At 49.2% G+C, this 19505-nt stretch carries 20 protein-coding genes and 2 tRNA genes; 18 read left to right on the top strand and 4 right to left on the bottom strand.

The window, feature by feature from the left end:
* Positions 1-717: 717 nt before the first annotated feature.
* The 11 genes from cydA to ybgF all read left to right on the top strand — a co-directional run bounded on the left by cydA (position 718) and on the right by ybgF (position 9480).
* A complete protein-coding gene (gene cydA / locus L4C36_RS08070; protein ID WP_428477285.1) occupies positions 718-2304 on the top strand; it encodes a cytochrome ubiquinol oxidase subunit I in 1587 nt (528 codons plus the stop codon).
* Positions 2305-2322: 18 nt separating this feature from the next.
* Positions 2323-3459, top strand: coding sequence for a cytochrome d ubiquinol oxidase subunit II (gene cydB / locus L4C36_RS08065; protein WP_428477284.1), 1137 nt, complete (start codon positions 2323-2325; stop codon positions 3457-3459).
* Positions 3460-3470: 11 nt separating this feature from the next.
* Positions 3471-3581, top strand: coding sequence for a cytochrome bd-I oxidase subunit CydX (cydX, locus tag L4C36_RS08060; RefSeq protein WP_428477283.1), 111 nt, complete (start codon positions 3471-3473; stop codon positions 3579-3581).
* Complete coding sequence (locus L4C36_RS08055; RefSeq protein ID WP_428477282.1) at positions 3574-3876, top strand: cyd operon YbgE family protein; 303 nt, start codon at positions 3574-3576, stop codon at positions 3874-3876. The genes cydX and L4C36_RS08055 overlap by 8 nt, the downstream gene beginning before the upstream one ends.
* A 297-nt stretch (positions 3877-4173) precedes the next feature.
* Positions 4174-4581: a tol-pal system-associated acyl-CoA thioesterase gene (ybgC, locus tag L4C36_RS08050; RefSeq protein WP_428477357.1), complete on the top strand. Its 408-nt coding sequence runs from the start codon at positions 4174-4176 to the stop codon at positions 4579-4581.
* Complete coding sequence (gene tolQ / locus L4C36_RS08045) at positions 4578-5264, top strand: protein TolQ (protein WP_428477281.1); 687 nt, start codon at positions 4578-4580, stop codon at positions 5262-5264. Before ybgC ends, tolQ begins: the two co-directional genes overlap by 4 nt.
* A 5-nt stretch (positions 5265-5269) precedes the next feature.
* The gene (tolR, locus tag L4C36_RS08040) at positions 5270-5713 is read left to right on the top strand and encodes a protein TolR (protein ID WP_428477280.1); all 444 of its coding nucleotides are present in this window, start codon (positions 5270-5272) and stop codon (positions 5711-5713) included.
* Between the two features lie 12 nt (positions 5714-5725).
* Entirely contained in the window at positions 5726-6790 is a 1065-nt protein-coding gene (gene tolA, locus L4C36_RS08035; protein WP_428477279.1) for a cell envelope integrity protein TolA, read from the top strand.
* 13 nt (positions 6791-6803) lie between these two features.
* Positions 6804-8150, top strand: coding sequence for a Tol-Pal system beta propeller repeat protein TolB (gene tolB / locus L4C36_RS08030; RefSeq protein WP_428477278.1), 1347 nt, complete (start codon positions 6804-6806; stop codon positions 8148-8150).
* 36 nt (positions 8151-8186) lie between these two features.
* On the top strand, positions 8187-8717 hold the full coding sequence (gene pal / locus L4C36_RS08025) for a peptidoglycan-associated lipoprotein Pal (RefSeq protein ID WP_428477277.1): 531 nt from the start codon (positions 8187-8189) through the stop codon (positions 8715-8717).
* Positions 8718-8733: 16 nt separating this feature from the next.
* The gene (gene ybgF, locus L4C36_RS08020; protein ID WP_428477276.1) at positions 8734-9480 is read left to right on the top strand and encodes a tol-pal system protein YbgF; all 747 of its coding nucleotides are present in this window, start codon (positions 8734-8736) and stop codon (positions 9478-9480) included.
* A 71-nt stretch (positions 9481-9551) separates the two neighbouring features.
* Here the strand turns inward: ybgF and L4C36_RS08015 are convergent, their stop codons facing one another.
* Genes L4C36_RS08015 through L4C36_RS08005 form a run of 3 tightly spaced genes read right to left on the bottom strand, consistent with a single transcriptional unit; the run spans position 9552 to position 12667 of the window.
* Positions 9552-10691 (bottom strand): DUF4056 domain-containing protein, encoded by a 1140-nt coding sequence (locus L4C36_RS08015; protein ID WP_428477275.1) that lies wholly within the window; start codon positions 10689-10691, stop codon positions 9552-9554.
* Positions 10691-11818 carry a BamA/TamA family outer membrane protein gene (locus L4C36_RS08010; protein ID WP_428477356.1) on the bottom strand — a complete coding sequence of 376 codons (1128 nt, stop codon included), beginning with the start codon at positions 11816-11818 and terminating at the stop codon, positions 10691-10693. Before L4C36_RS08010 ends, L4C36_RS08015 begins: the two co-directional genes overlap by 1 nt.
* Before the next feature lie 18 nt (positions 11819-11836).
* A complete protein-coding gene (locus L4C36_RS08005; RefSeq protein ID WP_428477355.1) occupies positions 11837-12667 on the bottom strand; it encodes a TonB-dependent receptor in 831 nt (276 codons plus the stop codon).
* A gap of 278 nt (positions 12668-12945) precedes the next feature.
* Between L4C36_RS08005 and nadA the strand changes: the two genes are divergently transcribed.
* Positions 12946-14007 (top strand): quinolinate synthase NadA, encoded by a 1062-nt coding sequence (gene nadA, locus L4C36_RS08000; RefSeq protein ID WP_428477274.1) that lies wholly within the window; start codon positions 12946-12948, stop codon positions 14005-14007.
* A 112-nt stretch (positions 14008-14119) separates the two neighbouring features.
* Here the strand turns inward: nadA and L4C36_RS07995 are convergent, their stop codons facing one another.
* Positions 14120-14695, bottom strand: a complete 576-nt coding sequence (locus L4C36_RS07995; protein WP_428477273.1) for a UPF0149 family protein — start codon at positions 14693-14695, stop codon at positions 14120-14122.
* A 259-nt stretch (positions 14696-14954) separates the two neighbouring features.
* Here L4C36_RS07995 and L4C36_RS07990 point away from each other — a divergent pair.
* The 6 genes from L4C36_RS07990 (at position 14955) to L4C36_RS07965 (ending at position 19501) form a co-directional block, all read left to right on the top strand.
* Positions 14955-15042: transfer RNA gene (locus L4C36_RS07990), tRNA-Ser, on the top strand.
* Between the two features lie 28 nt (positions 15043-15070).
* Positions 15071-15161 (top strand) — tRNA-Ser (locus tag L4C36_RS07985).
* Positions 15162-15973: 812 nt separating this feature from the next.
* Positions 15974-16234 (top strand): FeoA family protein, encoded by a 261-nt coding sequence (locus L4C36_RS07980; protein ID WP_428477272.1) that lies wholly within the window; start codon positions 15974-15976, stop codon positions 16232-16234.
* Positions 16235-16359: 125 nt separating this feature from the next.
* Complete coding sequence (feoB, locus tag L4C36_RS07975) at positions 16360-18363, top strand: ferrous iron transporter B (protein ID WP_428477271.1); 2004 nt, start codon at positions 16360-16362, stop codon at positions 18361-18363.
* 9 nt (positions 18364-18372) lie between these two features.
* Entirely contained in the window at positions 18373-18522 is a 150-nt protein-coding gene (locus tag L4C36_RS07970) for a FeoB-associated Cys-rich membrane protein (RefSeq protein WP_428477270.1), read from the top strand.
* Between the two features lie 472 nt (positions 18523-18994).
* Entirely contained in the window at positions 18995-19501 is a 507-nt protein-coding gene (locus L4C36_RS07965; RefSeq protein WP_428477269.1) for a general stress protein, read from the top strand.
* The last annotated feature ends 4 nt before the right edge of the window (positions 19502-19505 follow it).

The raw sequence follows: 19505 nt of genomic DNA, 5'->3' as shown, positions 1-19505 counted from the left end.
CAAGGATCAATTCGGGTCTGGGGAAACAGCCTACAACCCGCCAAAATAATGACTTTTCTCGTCTGGGCGGCCTAATCTGTTTCTGGCGCTGATTATAGGAATTTATCGCGCACAGAAAAGCGAGATAAATTCTTTTTTCGGATTAGTTTTTGTAATGATTTTTTTGGGTGAATGACACGCGGTAGCCTGTATATCAAGGTGTTTATGTATGATAAAAGGCACGAAATCGTACTTGTCAAACATCTGAGGGCTCATTTTTCTAACGAATAATGTTCGGTGGATATGAGCATTTAAAACAGAATATGAAGTGGTGTGAAAGGCCAGATTCAGGATGTGTTAAAGGTCAGGTTTGTGCAGGCCATGCCAAGCAGGGAAAGAGACGGGTTTTGTTTGATCTACATCAATCAAAAGCGTCGGGTATAAATATTGAGCAGTGTTTTTTGATATTTATCAAAGCAAATTGTGCGATAAATCCATTGTGACTCTAGACGATTGTCAGTAATATTAGCAATGACTTTATTAGCTGTAGCTTAACAACAAATTAACTAATTTGGTACAGTCTCGCAACATATCAAGGATACCATTAATTGGCTTTAGTAATGGTAACCAGGAAGGTGACAAGTTTGCGGTAATGTTTGGTTACATTTGGCTAAGCCCAACCATTAGTACACTGCGGTGTACTGTCGCCAGTCAGCCTGGCGAAAAAAGGAGTTCTCAATGTTTACTGATATCGTCGAACTATCGCGGTTACAGTTCGCATTAACTGCGATGTATCACTTTTTGTTCGTCCCACTGACTCTAGGTATGGCATTCCTGCTTGCCATCATGGAGTCTGTTTATGTAATGACTGGAAAGCAAATCTACAAGGACATGACTAAGTTCTGGGGTAAGCTTTTCGCCATTAACTTTGCGCTAGGTGTGTCTACAGGCCTAACGATGGAGTTCCAGTTTGGTACAAACTGGGCATATTACTCTCACTACGTGGGAGACATTTTCGGCGCGCCATTGGCTATTGAAGCCTTGATTGCCTTTTTCCTTGAATCCACCCTTGTCGGCCTGATGTTCTTTGGCTGGGATCGTTTGTCTAAGCGTCAGCACTTGACTGTCACTTGGCTGGTGGCTTTGGGTTCCAACTTTTCGGCGCTATGGATTCTGGTGGCAAATGGCTGGATGCAAAACCCAGTCGGTGCTGAGTTCAATTTCGAAACCATGCGTATGGAAATGGTGAGCTTCGCGGACGTGGTACTTAACCCGGTTGCGCAGGTGAAATTTGTTCACACCGTGGCATCTGGTTACGTGACCGGCGCGATGTTCGTTCTAGGTATCAGTTCTTACTACCTATTGAAGGGCCGTGATGTGCCGTTTGCACGTCGCTCTTTTGCGATTGCAGCCGCCTTCGGTATGGCGTCTATCATCTCTGTGATCATCCTAGGTGATGAATCAGGTTACGAGCTAGGTGACGTACAGAAAACCAAACTAGCGGCCATTGAAGCAGAGTGGCACACCGAAGAGGCGCCAGCGGCGTTTACGCTGTTTGGTTTGCCAAATCAGGAAACCATGGAAACGGATTACGCGATTAAGATCCCTTATGTGATGGGTATCATTGCGACGCGTTCGCTAGACACGGAAGTAACCGGTCTGCGTGATCTGAAAGTGGAGCACGAAGCGCGTATCCGTAACGGTATGATTGCTTACGGCTTGCTAGAAAAACTGCGTGCGGGTGATAAAACACCGGAAAACATTGCAGCCTTTGATGCAGTGAAGCATGACCTTGGTTACGGTTTCTTGGTGAAGCCGTATGCTGAGAATGTGGTTGATGCTACCGATGCTGATATCGCCAAAGCCACTGACGACTCTATCCCTACGGTATGGCCGCTGTTCTGGAGCTTCCGTATCATGGTGGGTGTCGGCTTCTTGATGCTGGGTATCATTGGTGCGGCCTTCATTCAGTCTTGCCGTCATAAAATCACAGAAAAACCGTGGGTACTGAAAGCGGCATTGTACGGTATTCCATTGCCGTGGATCGCGATTGAAGCGGGTTGGTTTGTGGCAGAGTACGGCCGTCAGCCATGGGCTGTGGGTGAAGTACTGCCGGTATCGATGGCGGTATCTAACCTTCAGCCGTCAGATGTCATTACCTCACTGCTCGCGATTCTTGCGCTGTACACGGTATTCCTGATTGCTGAAATGTACCTGATGATTAAGTTCGCACGTTTAGGTCCAAGCAGCTTGAAGACAGGCCGCTACCACTTTGAAACCACCGATGCACCACAAAATGTGGTATCGCGTCAGGTTGAAGCATAATTCAGGGAGAGCTAAGCAATGTTTGAATATGAAGTATTGCGATTCATCTGGTGGGCATTGATCGGTGTGCTATGCATCGGCTTTGCGGTCACAGATGGTTTCGATATGGGCGTAGGTGTCCTGACCAAGATCATTGGTAAAACGGACAACGAACGCCGCGTGATGATTAACGCTATCGCCCCACACTGGGACGGTAACCAAGTGTGGCTAATCACCGCAGGTGGTGCCCTGTTTGCGGCATGGCCATTGGTTTATGCAACGGCATTTTCTGGTTTTTACTTTGCGATGATCATTACGCTTGCGGCGCTATGGTTACGCCCGATCGGTTTTGACTACCGTTCTAAAATTGAAAACCCACAATGGCGTGAAGCGTGGGATAAAGCGATCTTCGTGGGTAGCTTTGTACCGCCTGTGATCTTCGGTGTGGCATTTGGTAACTTGCTACAAGGTGTACCGTTTGAACTGAACGAGTTCTTGGTACCGACGTACAAGGGATCCTTCTTTGCGTTGCTTAACCCATTTGCGTTGCTATGTGGCATCGTGAGCATCCTGATGATCACGACACAGGGCGCGGCATACTTGCAGATGAAAACAACAGACGCACTGCGTGTTCGTTCACGTCGTGTTGCGATGATCACATCAGTTGCGACAGCGGTGTGTTTTGCGATTGCCGGTTTCTGGGCTCAGAGCATCGAAGGTTACTTGATCACGTCTGAGATCATTAAAGATGCACCGTCTAACCCACTAACGAAAGAAGTGGTTCGTCAAACTGGCGCGTTGTTCGCGAACTTTGATGCGTACCCACTACTGTGGATTGCACCAGCGCTAGCGGTATTTATGCCTGCGCTAACCGTATTGGCTTCACGTGCTGACCGTGGTGCATGGGCGTTCATTACATCAAGCTTGACCATGGCGGGTGTGATTCTGACGGCAGGTTTTGCGTTGTTCCCATTCATCATGCCGTCAAGCTTGGTGCCGAACCACAGCTTGACCATGTGGGATGCAACGTCATCTGAGCTAACACTGAATATCATGACGGGTGTGGCAGCAGTGATGGTGCCTATCATCTTGGCTTACACCTCTTGGTGTTACTACAAAATGTTTGGCCGTCTTGATACGCAACATATCGAAGACAACAAGAACTCACTGTACTAAGGAGACAAACTATGTGGTATTTCGCTTGGATCCTGGGTGTGCTTCTGGCTTGCTCATTCGGTATCATCAATGCGCTGTGGCTAGAAGCTACTGAGAACATGGATAAAGAGAACGTTGAGTAAGCTTAATCACTGGGTAGAGCGTGTTCACCAGTGGATAGACTACCGTCTACTCCGTTGGGTTGCGCTGGCAATGTCACTCGCAACCACCGGGCTGGTGGTATGGGATCCGACACACTTTGCTCAGATGATTGGCGGATTCGGACCGATTATCTCGCCAGCCATGATATGGGCAACCTGTGCGTCAATGGTCTTTGGTGTGGGCTTTGTGCCTCGCCGATGGTTCACGCAGTTACTGCTGACACCGTATGTGGCCTTGCCGATCCTTGTCTATATCTTGAGTTTACGCTTACTGTGACATCCCGCTATCGCGTGTAACGTGATTAGCCAAAGGATGACAACACACTGAAAAAGCCCCGGGCAGTCTGCTCGGGGCTTTTTTTATACGCAGGTTATCTCATTGATCAGGTTGAATTTACCCCGCATAGCAAAGTTTTGGCATAGGCACAGTGAGATACGCGGCAAAAAAGTGAATGTTTGTGTAACAGAACTTATTGTGTGATTCCAATCTAGTGGACAAGTTAGGTATAGTAAGCCCCTGAGAATCTGTCGGTATCCGGGTATACCGACCACTGATTGATAAATGGGACAAACCATGACCGAAGACAATGCCTTTGAATGGCCGATCACGGTGTATTACGAAGATACTGATGTGGGTGGCTTGGTTTATCATGCTAATTACATTAAGTTTTTTGAGCGTTCGAGGACGGAACTCTTCCGCAGCCTCGGTGTCAGTCTTAATGACTTGTTTGCAGATAAGGTCAGCTTTGTTGTTCGCCGAATTGAAGCGGACTACCTCAAAGGCGCGAAATTGGACGATCAACTCATCGTCAAAACCTGGCCACAAAGCTGGCGCCGCGCCTCTATCGAATTCTGTCAGGTTTTAGTAAACACTCATGGGCAAACCTTGTGCAAAGCCGTTATTCAGGTAGCCTGTGTCCACCCTGACACCCTAAAACCCATTAAAATTCCAGAAAATATTATGTCGGAGATAACGAAGTGACCGCTGAACTTTCCATTTTAGATCTGTTTTTGCAGGCCAGCCTGCTCGTTAAGATCGTGATGCTGATCCTATTGGGGATGTCAGTGGCCTCGTGGACCATGATCATCAAACGCTCCCAAGTGTTGTCGCAGGCAAAAGCCAAAGCGACCCGCTTTGAAGATCGCTTCTGGTCAGGTGTAGATCTGTCTCAGTTGTTCCAAGAAGTGCAGGCCCGCAAAGACAGCCTGACCGGCAGCGAGCAAATCTTCTATGCAGGCTTTAAAGAATTTGCCCGTTTACACCGCAACAATGGCAAGGCGCCGGCAGCGGTGATGGAAGGGTCAGGGCGTGCCATGCGTGTGGCGCTGTCTCGTGAAGTCGAAGAGCTGGAAACCAGCCTGCCGTTTTTGGCGACAGTGGGTTCAATTACGCCGTATATCGGTTTGTTCGGTACGGTATGGGGCATTATGCATGCCTTTATCGCACTGGGTGCGGTGAAGCAAGCCACGTTGGCCATGGTTGCGCCGGGTATCGCAGAAGCCCTTGTCGCCACCGCGATGGGTCTGTTTGCCGCGATCCCTGCGGTGATGTTCTATAACAAACTGACCAACCAAGTGTCGAAGCTAGAGCACAATTACGCGACCTTTATGGAAGAGTTTTCAAGCATCTTGCACCGCCAGGCATTTGCTTCTGAACAGGAGTAAGTCAGATGGCTTATCAACCTAAAAAACGCAAAATGACGGCGGAAATTAACGTCGTCCCTTACATTGACGTGATGTTGGTGTTGCTCATCATCTTTATGGTGACGGCGCCGTTCGTGACGCAAGGGGTCGACGTTGAGCTCCCTTCAACGGTTAATGCCAAGCCGGCAGCCGAGCTGAATGAAAACAATGATCGTGCACCGATCATTGTGGAAGTAAGCCAAGATGGTCACCTCGGATTGAGTGTGGACAATCAGGACATGGTACGCGGACTGGGCGTGAACGAGTTATTGACCCGCGTGCGTGCAGAGTTGCAACTGAATCCGAACTCGTCAGTGATGGTGGGTGGCGACTCGCGTGCGCCTTACGCCTATATCATTGAAACACTGGATGCGCTGAATCAGGCGGGTGTGAGCTCAGTAGGCTTAATGACTGAACCGTTAGAGCAGTAGGTGGCGAGCAGGATGAAAAACAACAATTATACCGCTGCGATCATCATTTCGTTACTGTTGCATGGTTTACTGGTAGCGGCGTTGTTGTGGGGGACGGATTTCTCCATGAACAAATCACCAACGGCCGGTAATACGATCAAAGCGGTGGTGGTGGATCCTGCCCTCGTGAATCAGCAAGCGCAGCGTATTCGTCAGCAGCGAGAAGCGGCCAAACAAGCCGAACAAGATCGCCTGCGCCGTCTTGAGCGCCAAGCGGAATCGTTAGAAAAACAGCGTCAGGAAGAAGAACGCCGTTTACGCCAACTGAAAGCCGACAAGCTGAAAGCGGAAAAAGCCACCCGTGAGGCAGAGAAAGAACGCCAGCGCGTGGCGCAAGAACGTAAAGTGGCGGCAGAAGAGAAACGCAAGGCGGATGAAGCCGCGCGTGTTGCGCGTGAACAAGCCGCCAAGGCGGAAGCGGATCGTAAAGTGAAGCAAGAGGCGGCACGTAAAGCAGAAGTCGAGCGTCAAAAGCAAGTCGCCGAGCAGCGCAAAGCGGAAGAAGCCAAACGCCAAGCCGAAGCGGCCAAGCGTAAAGCGCAAGAAGACGCCAAGCGTGCAGAAGAAGAACGTCTAGCGAAAGTGGCAGCAAAGAAAAAAGCGGAAGCCGAAGCCCGTAAAGCAGAAGCTGCACGTAAAGAAGCCGAACGTAAAGCCGCAGAAGCCCGTGAACTGCAACGCCAACAAGAAGCCGCATTGAACGATATGTTTGCGGGGTTGGAAGCGGAAACGGAACAACGTGGTGGCGCGAAAGGTCAGTTCATTGCCGATGAAACCGCCCGTTATGGTGCTATTTTTAAAGGCATGATTGAGCAGAACTTGCTGGTCGAGCAAAGCTTTATCGGTAAACAGTGTCAGATCCGCATGCGCTTATCAGCCAATGGACTGTTGCTGGATGCGTTTGAAGATGGGGGTGACAGCAACTTGTGCCGCGCAGCGAAAGCGGCGGTCGTGAAAGTGAGTCAGTTCCCGATGCCAGATGATCCGGCCGTCGTGGAAAAGCTCCGTGATATTCGACTGATTGTCAGCCCACAATAATAAAGGAGTCAGAATGAAAAAGTGGTTAATGGGAGTGTGTATTGCGCTGATGAGTTTCACTCAGCTTGCACACGCCGAATTAGAATTAGTGATCACCGAAGGGGTGGACTCCGCACGTCCTATCGGTGTTGTGCCGTTTAAATGGGAAGGGCCAGGGCAACTGCCGACTGACATTTCGTCGGTCATTGCATCTGACTTGCGCCGCAGCGGTAAATTCTCGCCAGTGGCGACCAGTAAAATGCCACAAACGCCGTTTAATGAAACGGAAGTGGATTACAACGCATGGACTTCAATGGGCGTCGATGCGTTGGTGACGGGCAGCGTAACCCTGAATGCTGAAGGCCATTATGTGATCCACTATCAATTGGTGGATGTGGTGCGCGGTCAGTTGACCAGCGGCCAAAGCAAAGGCTTGGCAAACGGTGAGTTAGTACTGACTAAAGATCACCTGTTGATCAACAACCAAGCGACCGTGAAAGCGGATCGCCTGCGTCAGTATGCACACCGTATCTCGGATGTGGTGTACCAAGAACTGACTGGTGAGCGTGGCGCGTTTCTGACCCGTATCGCGTATGTCGTGATTGACGATAAAGCCAAGTTCCCTTACCAGTTGCGTGTGGCCGATTACGATGGTTACAACGAGCGTTTGGTGCTGAAATCGCAGCAGCCGTTGATGTCACCATCTTGGTCGCCAGATGGCAGCAAGTTGGCGTATGTGAGCTTTGAAAACAAGCAAGCGCAAATATTTATCATGGATATCTACAAAGGTACCCGTGAAATGGTGTCGTCATTCCCACGTCACAATGGCAGTCCGCGCTTTTCACCGGATGGCACCAAGCTTGCGATGGTGTTATCGAAAAGTGGCAGCTTGCAAATTTATGTAAAAGATTTGCAAACCAAGAAATTGACACAAATTACCCGTGGCCGTTCCAATAATACAGAAGCGTTTTGGGATCCTAACGGTGACTCTTTAATCTTTACCTCAGACAGAGGTGGTAAACCACAGATATATCGAGTAAATTTAGCTGACGGTTCGACTAACCGCCTGACGTGGCAGGGCAGTCAGAACCTCGGTGGTCAATTGACGCCAGATGGACGATTCTTGGTGATGGTCAATAAATCAGAGCAAGGTTACAACATAGCTAAGCAAGATTTAAAAACCGGTGCCGTTCAGGTTTTAACCAAAACATTTCTGGATGAGTCACCGAGCATCGCACCAAACGGTGGCATGGTGATTTACAGCTCAGTGAATAATAAATCAAACGAGCTGTCATTAGTGTCGATTGATGGACGCTTTAAAGCACGATTACCTGCAACTAACGGTCGAGTAAGGGCTCCTTCTTGGGGACCCTTCCTATAACGTGGCTGCATATTAGCGATTAGAAAGGAAAAATAAATGCAACTTAACAAAGTTTTGAAGGGGCTGGCAATTGCGCTGCCAATGTTTACCCTAGCGGCATGTAGTTCAAGCGATAGCACTGAAAATTCAGCGGCGACAGAAACCAACACGACGCCAACCACTGAGCAAACCACAGTGGTAACGCCGGTTGAGCCTGCAGCGCCAGCACTGTCTGAGCAAGAGCTTCGTAACCAGCAGCTACGTCAAGAGCAAACCATTTACTTTGCGTTTGATACCGCTGAAATTCAGCCTGATTACCAGGACATGCTAGCGGCACACGCGGCTTACCTGCGTGACAACGCGAACGTGAACGTGATCGTTGAAGGTCATGCTGACGAACGCGGTACGCCAGAGTACAACATCGCACTGGGCGAGCGTCGTGCAAATGCCGTTGCTAAGTACCTACAGGCGTTGGGTGTATCATCAAGCCAAATCTCTCTTGTTAGCTACGGTGAAGAAAAGCCACTTGTGCTTGGTCACAGCGAAGCTGACTACGCGAAGAACCGTCGTTCGGTTCTAGTTTACTAATTAATAGGTAAACATTATGAACAGTAACACAATGCGAAAGCTCGCATTAACGTTGCTGGTTGGTGCGGCGACCCAAGTGGTCGCCGCACCTGCTCCTGTTACTGAACTCAATGGAAGTAGCAGTGCGCAGGGCGGTAGCCTAGAACGTCTGGAAAGGATGATTGAGGCCCGTAACCAGGTGCAGCTGGATATGCAGCGACAACTGGACCAGCTTGCAACCGAAATGGATGATCTACGTGGGATCGTCGAACGCAATAGTTATGACCTCAGCCAGATGCTAGAGCGTCAGCGTGAACTCTACCGTGAAGTGGATGCGCTGAGCCGTCAGCCCAAAGCCCCCGCGACGACACCAGAGACAAGCAGTACCTCAACGGAAAGTTATGCGGCTAACGTCAACGAAAATGAAGCCTATGAAACCGCAGTGAATCTGATCTTGAAAGAGAAGAATTACGCCGGTGCCATTACTGCCTTTAAAGGCTTCCTTACGACCTATCCGGAGTCGGTGTATAAAGCCAATGCGCATTATTGGTTAGGTCAGCTGTATTTCACGCAGAACCAATTGGCAGATGCAACGGTGCACTTCCAAGCCGTGGCGAGCGAGAAAGATTCCAATAAGCGAGCAGATGCATTGCTCAAGCTGGGGATCATTGCTGAGCGTGATAAGAATGTGGAGCAGGCGAAGAAATTGTACCAAGAGGTGATTTCTACCTATCCGGAGTCGACCAGTTCACAGCAAGCACAGAAGAACCTCAAGCAGCTATAAGTGGTTCTTAAAAGATTACGATGCCGCGCATTGCTTTGGTTAGCAATGAGCGGCATTTTCGTACCTAGAACCTAGCGCTGCGCCTTCATGGTGGCTAATGCTTGACGGTCTTGCTGTTGGGCAAAGTCTGCCAACGGTTGGAACTGTTCAACCGTCCACACGGCGTCTTGCAGCAACGCGTTTGGTAAGTCGGCAAAGGCGGCTTCTTCTTTTGCTGCATGCAGTTCGATACGTACCCAATTTTCAATGGCTTCACCGTTGACGGACTGCGCCGACAAGGTAAGGGGAGTGGTCGCCCCAGGGTAGTGTGGGGTTAATGTTAAACCAAAATGGTAGTCACGAAAGAGTACCGTCCACTTGTCCGGTAAACGCTTGCTACTGTCCCACCATACTCCGTCTAACGCGGTAATTTTTGCATCTGCCACGGCGGCAGGTTGCACGCCTAATACGGTGAGTTGCTTATCTAATGCGTTATCCATCGCTCGCCCAAACTCGGCCACGGTCAGATCTGGCTGCGCCAATAAAATGCCATTCGCCAGCTTGGCGCCGAGCATATTGGAATACAGATCTTCGGACGAAAACGCGGAGGCTAACTCTTTAAAGCCGCTGACTGACACCATGCCAAACCATTGGGCTATTTCATGCCATTGCGCCAAGCGAAACGCCAGCAACGCGGCCGCATCGGCACTGAACTGAATACGTTCTTCTGCGGTCAACGGTGTGGTATGGGCTTGCCATTGAATGCGGCGTAGGCGCAGTTCAGCCGGTAAATCCATCGTATAGTCAGTGCCTAAACGCTGCTGCATGTGTCGGAACAAGTAGTAGGTATAGTCAGCAGTATCACGGACATGGGCGGTATCAATAAAGCCGCCTTGCGTGGTAAACAACAGGCCATTTTTTTCCCCGCTTAAGCCAAGGAAATTGACGGCAACCGGGCTGGAACCGTCGTTATAGCGATGCTGGCCAATGTCGTCGGCTGCGAGAATATTACCGACCGAAACAAACGGCACGGGAATAGTGCCAACCTGTGCTTTCAGATCTTTACCAAACGCACAGCAGGGGCGTACACCGACCGGTGCTCGGGGGGCGGCTGTTTTCGTGGTCGGGTAGTCTTTTGAAAAAGGGTTCACCAATATTTCGGCATTGGCCGCATGGGTCACCACGCTGAACATCAGCGTAAAAATAACGGATAAACGGAACATGCGGACCATTAAAATGCTTCATTAACGTGRAAATAGAAACCGGTACTGTCTTTACCGACGCCAAGATCCACCCGAACATTGATACGGGCTTTAAAGGCAAAGCGGTAGCCGACACCGATGGTCGGTAGCCAGGTTTCGTCAAAAATCGCGTCCACTGCGGGGGCGACATTACCCGCCCCAATCCATGCCACCATGCCGTGGCGATGGGTAAAGCTATGTCGGACCTCTAATTGCGTCGACAACTGTGCACGATCGCGGTATTGGCCTTCATAGTAGCCGCGCATACGTTGCGCACTGCCCATTTCACTGTAGCCATACCAGGGCACATCGCCCTCCACCGCTTGGCCATAACCTTCGACAGCGATAATGGTTTGTGGACTAAAACGCCAGTAGTGACGGGCATTCACCGTCCAACGGTCAAAATCGAAATCACTGCCAAAATGCGGGCGGTACGTGACCCATTCTACGCTCAACAGGCTACCCGACTGAGGGTTCGGCTCGAAATCACGGCTGTCGTATTCCAGTGCGGTGATCAGGCCGCTTAATTGGCTGTCCGATAAATCTTGTGACGTAAAAACGCCAACCTCGGGATCCAATTTAGACACGGATTGGTAGCGCCAACCGGCACTGATGTAGGTACTGTCAAACACTTGCAGTGCCACTTTGGGCGCTAAGCGAATAATTTGGGCTTCATACTGGGTTTTATTGGCCTCATTGTCGGCCGCATCACGACCGATCCCCCAGTAATAGCCAGGGGTGTGGCTGATCCCACCATCTACCAGCAAACGGATCGTATCATCAGCGAGGTAGGTACGGTTTTCGACCCCCAAGCCGAACGAGCCGGATGTTGACGCATACGACGTTAAGGTTAACGTTGAGAAGTGGTCGCCTTGCGTCCAATCGTATGGGGTGTATAAACCCACCGCCGCGACACCAATCCCGAGCCCTTGTTCCGGGTTCACAAATGGGCCGGGCAGCACACCCCAGTCGATTAACTTGCTGGTATCGACGGTATCGCTTGAACCCAGTGAGACCAGCAGTTGGTCAACCCAGCCTTTTTCTTGCTCATCGGCGGATGCCGCGGCGAAGGCACTGGTTGAGGCCAGTGTCGCCAATAGCCAAGGTAATGAACGCATCATACGAATCCGCACTCCTTAGAATCGACGTTCCAGTGACACAAACAGGCTCTGGCGATCGCCAAGGCCGACTTCACCCAGAAGATTCCAGTCTCTATTCACCGTATATTGCATGCCGAGAAGAGGATTCCATGGCGTAGTCAAATGTTGCTCCACATGGAACGTGGCGTCTTTAGGGATCAGAAAATCGAGTTTATCTAACTTAGCAACGTCAGACATTTTTCCAGAAAGTGACTGCTCTACGTCTTGGTACATGGCTCCGGCCCAGACGCGCAGAGGCATTCCGTGTGAGGCAAAGTCGTAACCGATACGTGGGGAGATCACCCAAGCATTAATTTCACCGTCAATCACGGTTAAGGTGCTTTGCGAAAAACTGGCATCGACCAAACCAAACCATTGTTCATGGCCGCCCGCTAAAACGATACCCACGCCTTTGGTGTAGCCTTCGAGGTCTAGTTTGAATGGGAAGGAGACGTTCAAAGGTTCGCCTTTCCTTGTTGGTGTCACATCAACTTGTGAATAGCCATCAAGTTTTCCTACCATCGCATAGACATTTAGAAACGGAAATAACCACATATCCGCACGAAACGACAGGACATCCGTTTTTTGCATCCCTTTATCGGCTTCCATGCCGATTTTTAAAAAGTCGAGTACTGGTGCGTCTTGTAAATGGATCGAATCCACATTGATCCCTTGTTCCATGCTCATGTAACCGAGGCTAAAACCGATCGGCTTGGGTAATTCATACCCCAGTGCTTCGGCTTTTTCTTTCCAAATCGGCAGGGAAAACGAGGTCGCGTTGGCGCTCGATGACAAGGCAGCGAGTAGCAATAATAAATAGCGTTTCATGGGGGATATGAGCAACAAAGATGGTTTCAGATGAATAATTTGCGTCATCATACACAGGCTATTTTATAAGTAAACTCAAGAGTGTACTTATGTGCAAATAAATAATGCGTAATAGGTATTCACGGTAGAAAAGGCATGAAAATGGCGATTAGAGGTAAAAACGTGCTTGTAACGTGCGAGATCGTCGAGCGTAATAACGGCGATTATTGCGCCATGAAATTTGCCGGTAGGCGGTGTATAATGCGCCAATACAAGGACAGCAATAGAGCAAGCGAGCGATGAGTCTAACATTTGACCCTTCAGAAATGGTGTATCCATTTCCTCCAAAGCCAGCACCGTTAACGGTGGATCAGCAGCACGCCCACAAAGCGAACATCAAAGCATTATTAAAGGATAAAAATGCCGTGCTGATCGCCCACTACTATACCGATCCCGACATCCAAGCCTTAGCCGAAGAAACCGGCGGCTTTGTCGGTGACTCCCTTGAAATGGCCAAATTTGGTAATCAACACCCTGCCGAGACGTTAGTGATCTGCGGGGTACGCTTCATGGGGGAATCCGCCAAAATCCTTACACCCGACAAGCATGTATTGATGCCGACATTGGAAGCCGAGTGTTCGTTGGATCTCGGTTGCCCGGCCGATAAGTTCACGGAATTCTGTGATGCCCACCCTGATCATACGGTCGTGGTGTATGCCAACACCTCGGCGGCGGTGAAAGCCCGTGCCGATTGGGTGGTGACGTCCAGTATTGCCCTTGAAATTGTTGAGCACCTCGACAGTGAAGACAAGAAAATCATCTGGGGCCCTGATCGCCATTTAGGCTCGTACATTCAAAAGCACACGGGCGCGGACATGCTACTGTGGCAAGGTGAGTGTGTCGTCCATGATGAGTTTTCGGCCAAAGCGCTGCGAGACATGAAGCACCTGTATCCGGATGCGGCCATCTTGGTGCACCCTGAGTCACCGGCCAGTGTGGTGGCGTTGGCGGATGCGGTTGGCTCAACCAGCCAGTTGATCAAAGCCGCGAAGACCCTGCCGCAGCAAAAGCTGATTGTCGCAACCGATAAAGGCATTTTCTTCAAAATGCAGCAGATGGTGCCCGAGAAAGAACTGGTGGAAGCCCCAACGGCGGGTGCCGGCGCGACATGCCGAAGTTGTGCGCATTGCCCGTGGATGGCCATGAACGGGTTATTGGCCATTGAAACCGCGCTAGCAGAAGGCGGTGAGCAGCATGAAGTGTTTGTGGACGACAGTTTGCGTGAAAAATCGCTGATCCCACTGAACCGTATGCTGGATTTCGCGGCGCAGTTACAACTGCAAGTGAAAGGCAATGCTTAACCGATAATCTGAGCATGAAAAAAGCGACGTAGAGGCCATCTCACGTCGCTTTTTTGTTGTCGTTTTTTTGTTTTTGCCGCGATGTCACCTAACTGTCTGCAAGTGCAATCAGTTAGTCAGCATTCACCAACTCATAAGCACGCATGCTCAGGCCACACAGCATGGTCGGTACAGACGCGAAGATTTCTTCAAACTGTGCCAAACCATCAGCGCCTTCTTGTGCAAGCGCCTCAATGGCGTTTTCAGGATCGAACAGCAGGCTGAAGCAAAGCAGCACGCCACCCAATAGGGCGTTGTTTTCGCTTTCTTCTGGCATCACGGTTTCCCAGTCATCGCGGGATAGCTGCCAGCCTTGCAGTAGACCTTCAGAAAACTCACGCGTTTGCTCGGTCACTAATTCTTTGTCATCCAATGCGCAGTCTTCTGGCCATTGCCATGTGCCCGTCAGCAGTGACTCACGGCTTTCGTTCCACATATTGACGACAGCATTGGCATAGGCTTCGAGTTCTTCTTGGCTGGTAAATGGCGAGGTTTCTTCGCCGCCCCATAAGAAAGCGAGCCATTCTGCTGGATCAAGCAGGTGGGGTGCCGCCGCCATCGCGGTGACAAAGCCGCGGGTTTGCGCTTCAGAGAGCAGTTGCTCCGCCAGTTGTGGATTGGCTAGCAGATCACGTAAGGGTGAAGACATAAGACTCTCTCACTTAAGGAATTAATTAGGCAATATATAAATAGGGTGATGCCCGGGTTGCCGGAGCTTGCGGGTAAACCCAGTGTTGTGGCTATTGTAGCAGGGCGATAGAAACAGTGTCAGTAGTCGTGGGGGATAATCGTGGGATGGTGAAAAAGTCATCGCTTGAGTTTGATTATCAAGATTTTTTATTGACCTGTCTGCGAAGTGCCCTTATAGTAGCGACCCTGTTGAGGCGATAGCCTTGACAGAACAATGTGGTGAGTTGTCCGAGTGGCTGAAGGAGCACGCCTGGAAAGTGTGTATACGGCAACGTATCGAGAGTTCGAATCTCTCACTCACCGCCATATCTCTTTTAAAGAGATATAAAAATTAGGAGAGATGGCTGAGTGGTTTAAAGCACCGGTCTTGAAAACCGGCGTGGGTTTATAGCCCACCTAGGGTTCAAATCCCTATCTCTCCGCCACATTCAAAGAAGCCGCTGTTTTTACAGCGGCTTTTTTACGTCTGGTGTTTTTGTGGCAACGGGATTTCAAATCCCCCTATACCTCGGTCTGGCTCCACCACATTCAAAGAAACCGCTACGCTGTTAGCGGTTTTTTTACGTTTGGTGTTTCGGTGTCGTCCGTCGCTGTGCTTAACCCTATTGGTGGACAGGCATACTTTGTGTGAATGTCATTATTTACGCACATAGTTAACGTGTTGGACTTTGGCGCGTTCACGCTGCTGAGGGCTAACATAGATATAAATAGCATGTTTGATAGTTATGACTTCCTTAAAAAACTGCTAATTCAATAAACTAAGCCTCCCTAAGATATAGCCTTCCGATATAAAGAATTATATTCATATACCAACATCTAAATATTTGAGGGTGTAAAACATGAAGCCCAATACAGTCTGGCTATTTATCCGTGGTTTTCAGCTGTAAATTGATTTCGCGCAACTTTTGCAATGCGATATTCAGGGAAAATTAAAGCTTAATAACAATGATTATCATTTTGCGTGTCCGTTACGATGATGTGGACTCTGCGTTAAGTGAGTGGGTGAGTAAAACGGTCACATTCCCGCACCTCAAAGTGCTAATCATTGTTTTTAACGAGCATCATCGATGGTACGCCATGAGAATCCTGAGCACGTTTACCTTCATGTTGACTTGCAGGTTGGGTTTCTCATTTCACCCTTCGATTATTCTCAAAGAGTAATAATTATTATTCAGGATGCATGCGGTTGGCCTTCAAGGGCATCCGTGCGTCCTGAACCATTGAGGAACGTGGACAGATGTTTGGTTTTTTTAGAAAAAGTAAAACACAGCACAACGATTGTCATTCGCTGATCAGCGCCACAATCAATCAAGAATACACCATCAAAAGCATTGGCCAAGATGACAAAGAAATGGCGCATTTCCTCAATACATTAGGGTGTTATGCGGGCGAGCCGATCACTGTCGTTTCTGTACTGTCTGATACGTATGTCATTTCAGTGAAAGATGCGCGTTACAGCATTGATTCCGATTTAGCGAAAACTGTCCTTCTGAATTAAACCGTTTTTATATTAATCACCCATTTTACCCTCGGTACAGAGTGACAGACACTCAGTAACCTGGCGCGACACAAGCCGGCACATTGCAAGTACGTGAGGGGATCTTTTGGCATGGAGATAGATCTGTGAAAATTTCATTAGCGGGTAACCCGAATAGCGGTAAAACGACCCTATTCAATGCCCTCAGTGGTAAGCAAGAACGCGTCGGTAACTGGGCAGGTGTGACCATCAGCAAAAAAGAAGCCCCGTTGAAAAAAGAGTTGAGCGGGACTCATGGCGAGGTCACCGTGGTTGACTTGCCGGGTGCTTATTCCATGTCACCGTTTACGCTGGAAGAGACCATCACACGCGACTATGTGAAAAGCGAAAATCCCGATGTCATTGTGAACGTTGTGGATGCGACAAACCTGAATCGAAGCCTCTTTTTTACCACGCAACTTTTAGAATTGGGTATTCCTGTCGTTGTCGCGTTGAACAAGTGTGACTTGAACAAAAGCAAGAAACTGACGGTAGATGCGGCACAACTGAGCCAGCTATTGGGTTGTCCGGTGGTTGAAACCGTGGCTGCAGATGCGCGCAATGCGTCGCTATCGACGCTTGTGGCTAAAGCTGCAGAAATGAAAGGGCAGCCGCAAACGGCACCGTTTACTCAGCAATACGATGACATTAAAGATGCCGAATCGGTACAGGCGATGGATGCGGATCGTTTCGCGTTCGTTAAGCAGCTTGTCGCGAAGATTGAAACGCGCCAAGTCAGCAGTGCTGAGCCAACGATTCACGACAAAGTGGATACCGTGCTGGCGCATAAGTGGCTGGGTTTACCGATTTTTGCCTTGATCATGTGGGGCGTATTCTCGATTTCACAAACCTATGTGGGTCCGCTGTTTGCCGACACGCTTGTTGGCTGGATTGATAGCTTCTATGGCGCCGTAGAAGGGGCGATGGGAGCGGATGTATCACCGCTGCTGAGCGCACTGTTATTGGACGGTATCATCGGCGGTGTGGGTGCCGTTGTTGGCTTCCTGCCATTGATCATGGTGTTGTTCTTCCTATTAGCATTGCTGGAAGACAGTGGCTACATGGCGCGTGTTGCTATCATCATGGACCGTTTCTTTAAAAAAGTGGGCTTGTCAGGTAAATCCATCATCCCAATGATCATCGGTACCGGTTGTGCGATTCCAGGCATCATGGCTACACGTACTATCCAGAATGAGCGCCAGCGCCGTACAACGGCGATGCTGACACCGTTCATGCCGTGTGGCGCAAAACTGCCCGTTATTGCTTTGTTTGCCGGCGTCTTTTTCCAAGATGCAGCATGGGTAGGCACCAGCATGTACTTTGCTGGTATTGGCCTGATTATTCTGGGCGCATTGCTTATCGTCCGAATTACCGGTGAAAAGAGCACGCGTTCATTCTTCATTCTTGAACTGCCTGAATACCGCGTACCGAGCGTGAAACTGGCGCTGAACACAACGTTGTCACGTGGTAAAGCGTTCATCATCAAAGCGGGTACCATCATCTTGCTGTGTAATGCTGTGATTCAAATTATGCAGACATTCACATGGCAGTTTGACATTGTGGCGGAAGGCGCAGAGAGCACCAGTATTCTTGCGGGTCTGGCTTCACCGTTCGCCTTCGTACTTATCCCACTGGGCTTTGGTGTCTGGCAGTTGGCTGCCGCTGCAATCACGGGCTTTATCGCGAAAGAAAACGTAGTCGGTACGTTGGCTGTGGTGTATGGCATCACTAACTTTATCGATACCGAAGAGCTTGCGTTGGTATCGGGCAGTGCAGACGTGGCAACGGTGATGGGCTTATCTTCTGTCGCGGCACTGGCATACTTGGTGTTTAACCTGTTCACACCACCATGTTTTGCGGCGATCGGTGCGATGAATGCCGAGTTGGAAAACAAAAAATGGTTGCTGGGTGGTATTAGCTTACAACTGGGCATTGCATACGTTTGTGCGTTTACCATCTACCAAGTGGGTACCTTTGCCACAACAGGCGCGTTGGGCGAAGGCTTTGTTTATGGTTTGGCTGTCTGTCTCGCGTTGATAGGCTTCCTGTTTAGCCTACTGAGAAAAGGTTCGCTCAAAGAGCAGCAGAAACTGGGCTTAAGCCTACAGTAAGGAGTCGAAATGACGAACATACTTGTGTCGCTATGCATACTGATTATTTTGGCTTTAGCGATTTATAAATTAGTCGCGATGAAGCGTAAGGGTGGGGCATGCGCGGGTTGTTCGCAAAGTAGCGGATGTTCTTCTTCTAAGAAGAAAAACCAGTGTTAGCCTAACACCTCATTTTTTCAATACAAAGCCCAGCCGACCCGCTGGGCTTTTTTCTTTTTTGATATCATGATTTGCTCTCTAAATGCGAAATTGCTTATATTTCACTCAGTCTTTTTGTTGGTTTTCCTGTGTCACCATCGTCAACTGAGTGACATTGTTTGTTTTTATCGTGCAAAAATGGGCATATAACAGGATAAACACGCCTGCATGATTATTCATAATGCGCAGTTATGTGGCTTTCCCCTCTCTATATTCATCGCAATCACGTGCCATTAAGTGCGCCTGTTTGCATATTTTTTTATTTACCTTTATCTGCTTAGTTATTTGCTGGTGGAATAATTGCCCCTGTTGTTATCGCTCAAAAGAGTAAACCTAGTAACCAATTCTGGTGGTAGGCACGAAAAAAAAGAAGGCATAACATCAAACCAGCGAATAAAAATAAACAAATCAGTTTTCAAAATGGGGATGTATTATGAAAGAGCAAGAGAAAATAATCACAATCGTAAATACTCATACAGAAGCAGAGGCCGTGATTAAGACGCTACAAAATGCGGAATTCGATGTCTCTAAAATCTCAATTTTGGGTAAAGGCTATCACAGCGAAGAAAACGTCGCGGGTTTCTATAATACCGGCGATCGCGTTAAAACATGGGGTACCACCGGCGCATTGTGGGGCGGTGTATGGGGTGCACTATTTGGTGCCGGTTTGTTCTGGCTACCGGGTGTGGGTGCCATGATGGTCGCAGGTCCAATCGTATCTACCGTTGTCGGTGCGATTGAAGGTGCGGTCGTGACCGGCGGTTTGGGTGCGGTAGGCGGTGCATTAGCCAGCATCGGTATTCCAAAAGACAGCATCGTGAAATACAACGCTGCGATTAAAGCCGATAAATTCCTTGTGATTGTTCACGGTGACGCAGAAGAAATGGTAAAAGCGAAAGCGATTCTTGCTGATCAAGAGATCGAGCATGTTCAGGGCTAATAGA

It is taken from the genome of Photobacterium japonica, from assembly GCF_050337005.1.
Taxonomy (GTDB): Bacteria; Pseudomonadota; Gammaproteobacteria; order Enterobacterales; family Vibrionaceae; genus Photobacterium; species Photobacterium japonica.
This window is presented reverse-complemented; position numbering and strand designations above follow the sequence as displayed.

Bases quoted from the DNA above. Each gene is read 5' to 3' on its own strand.
- tolA (WP_428477279.1), top strand. From the start codon at position 5,726: ATGAAAAACAACAATTATACCGCTGCGATCATCATTTCGTTACTGTTG.
- nadA (WP_428477274.1), top strand. From the start codon at position 12,946: ATGAGTCTAACATTTGACCCTTCAGAAATGGTGTATCCATTTCCTCCA.
- L4C36_RS08005 (WP_428477355.1), bottom strand. From the start codon at position 12,667: ATGAAACGCTATTTATTATTGCTACTCGCTGCCTTGTCATCGAGCGCC.
- cydX (WP_428477283.1), top strand. From the start codon at position 3,471: ATGTGGTATTTCGCTTGGATCCTGGGTGTGCTTCTGGCTTGCTCATTC.
- tolB (WP_428477278.1), top strand. From the start codon at position 6,804: ATGAAAAAGTGGTTAATGGGAGTGTGTATTGCGCTGATGAGTTTCACT.
- L4C36_RS07980 (WP_428477272.1), top strand. From the start codon at position 15,974: ATGTTTGGTTTTTTTAGAAAAAGTAAAACACAGCACAACGATTGTCAT.
- pal (WP_428477277.1), top strand. From the start codon at position 8,187: ATGCAACTTAACAAAGTTTTGAAGGGGCTGGCAATTGCGCTGCCAATG.
- cydA (WP_428477285.1), top strand. From the start codon at position 718: ATGTTTACTGATATCGTCGAACTATCGCGGTTACAGTTCGCATTAACT.
- L4C36_RS07995 (WP_428477273.1), bottom strand. From the start codon at position 14,695: ATGTCTTCACCCTTACGTGATCTGCTAGCCAATCCACAACTGGCGGAG.
- L4C36_RS07965 (WP_428477269.1), top strand. From the start codon at position 18,995: ATGAAAGAGCAAGAGAAAATAATCACAATCGTAAATACTCATACAGAA.
- cydB (WP_428477284.1), top strand. From the start codon at position 2,323: ATGTTTGAATATGAAGTATTGCGATTCATCTGGTGGGCATTGATCGGT.
- L4C36_RS07970 (WP_428477270.1), top strand. From the start codon at position 18,373: ATGACGAACATACTTGTGTCGCTATGCATACTGATTATTTTGGCTTTA.
- L4C36_RS08015 (WP_428477275.1), bottom strand. From the start codon at position 10,691: ATGGTCCGCATGTTCCGTTTATCCGTTATTTTTACGCTGATGTTCAGC.
- ybgC (WP_428477357.1), top strand. From the start codon at position 4,174: ATGACCGAAGACAATGCCTTTGAATGGCCGATCACGGTGTATTACGAA.
- ybgF (WP_428477276.1), top strand. From the start codon at position 8,734: ATGAACAGTAACACAATGCGAAAGCTCGCATTAACGTTGCTGGTTGGT.
- tolR (WP_428477280.1), top strand. From the start codon at position 5,270: ATGGCTTATCAACCTAAAAAACGCAAAATGACGGCGGAAATTAACGTC.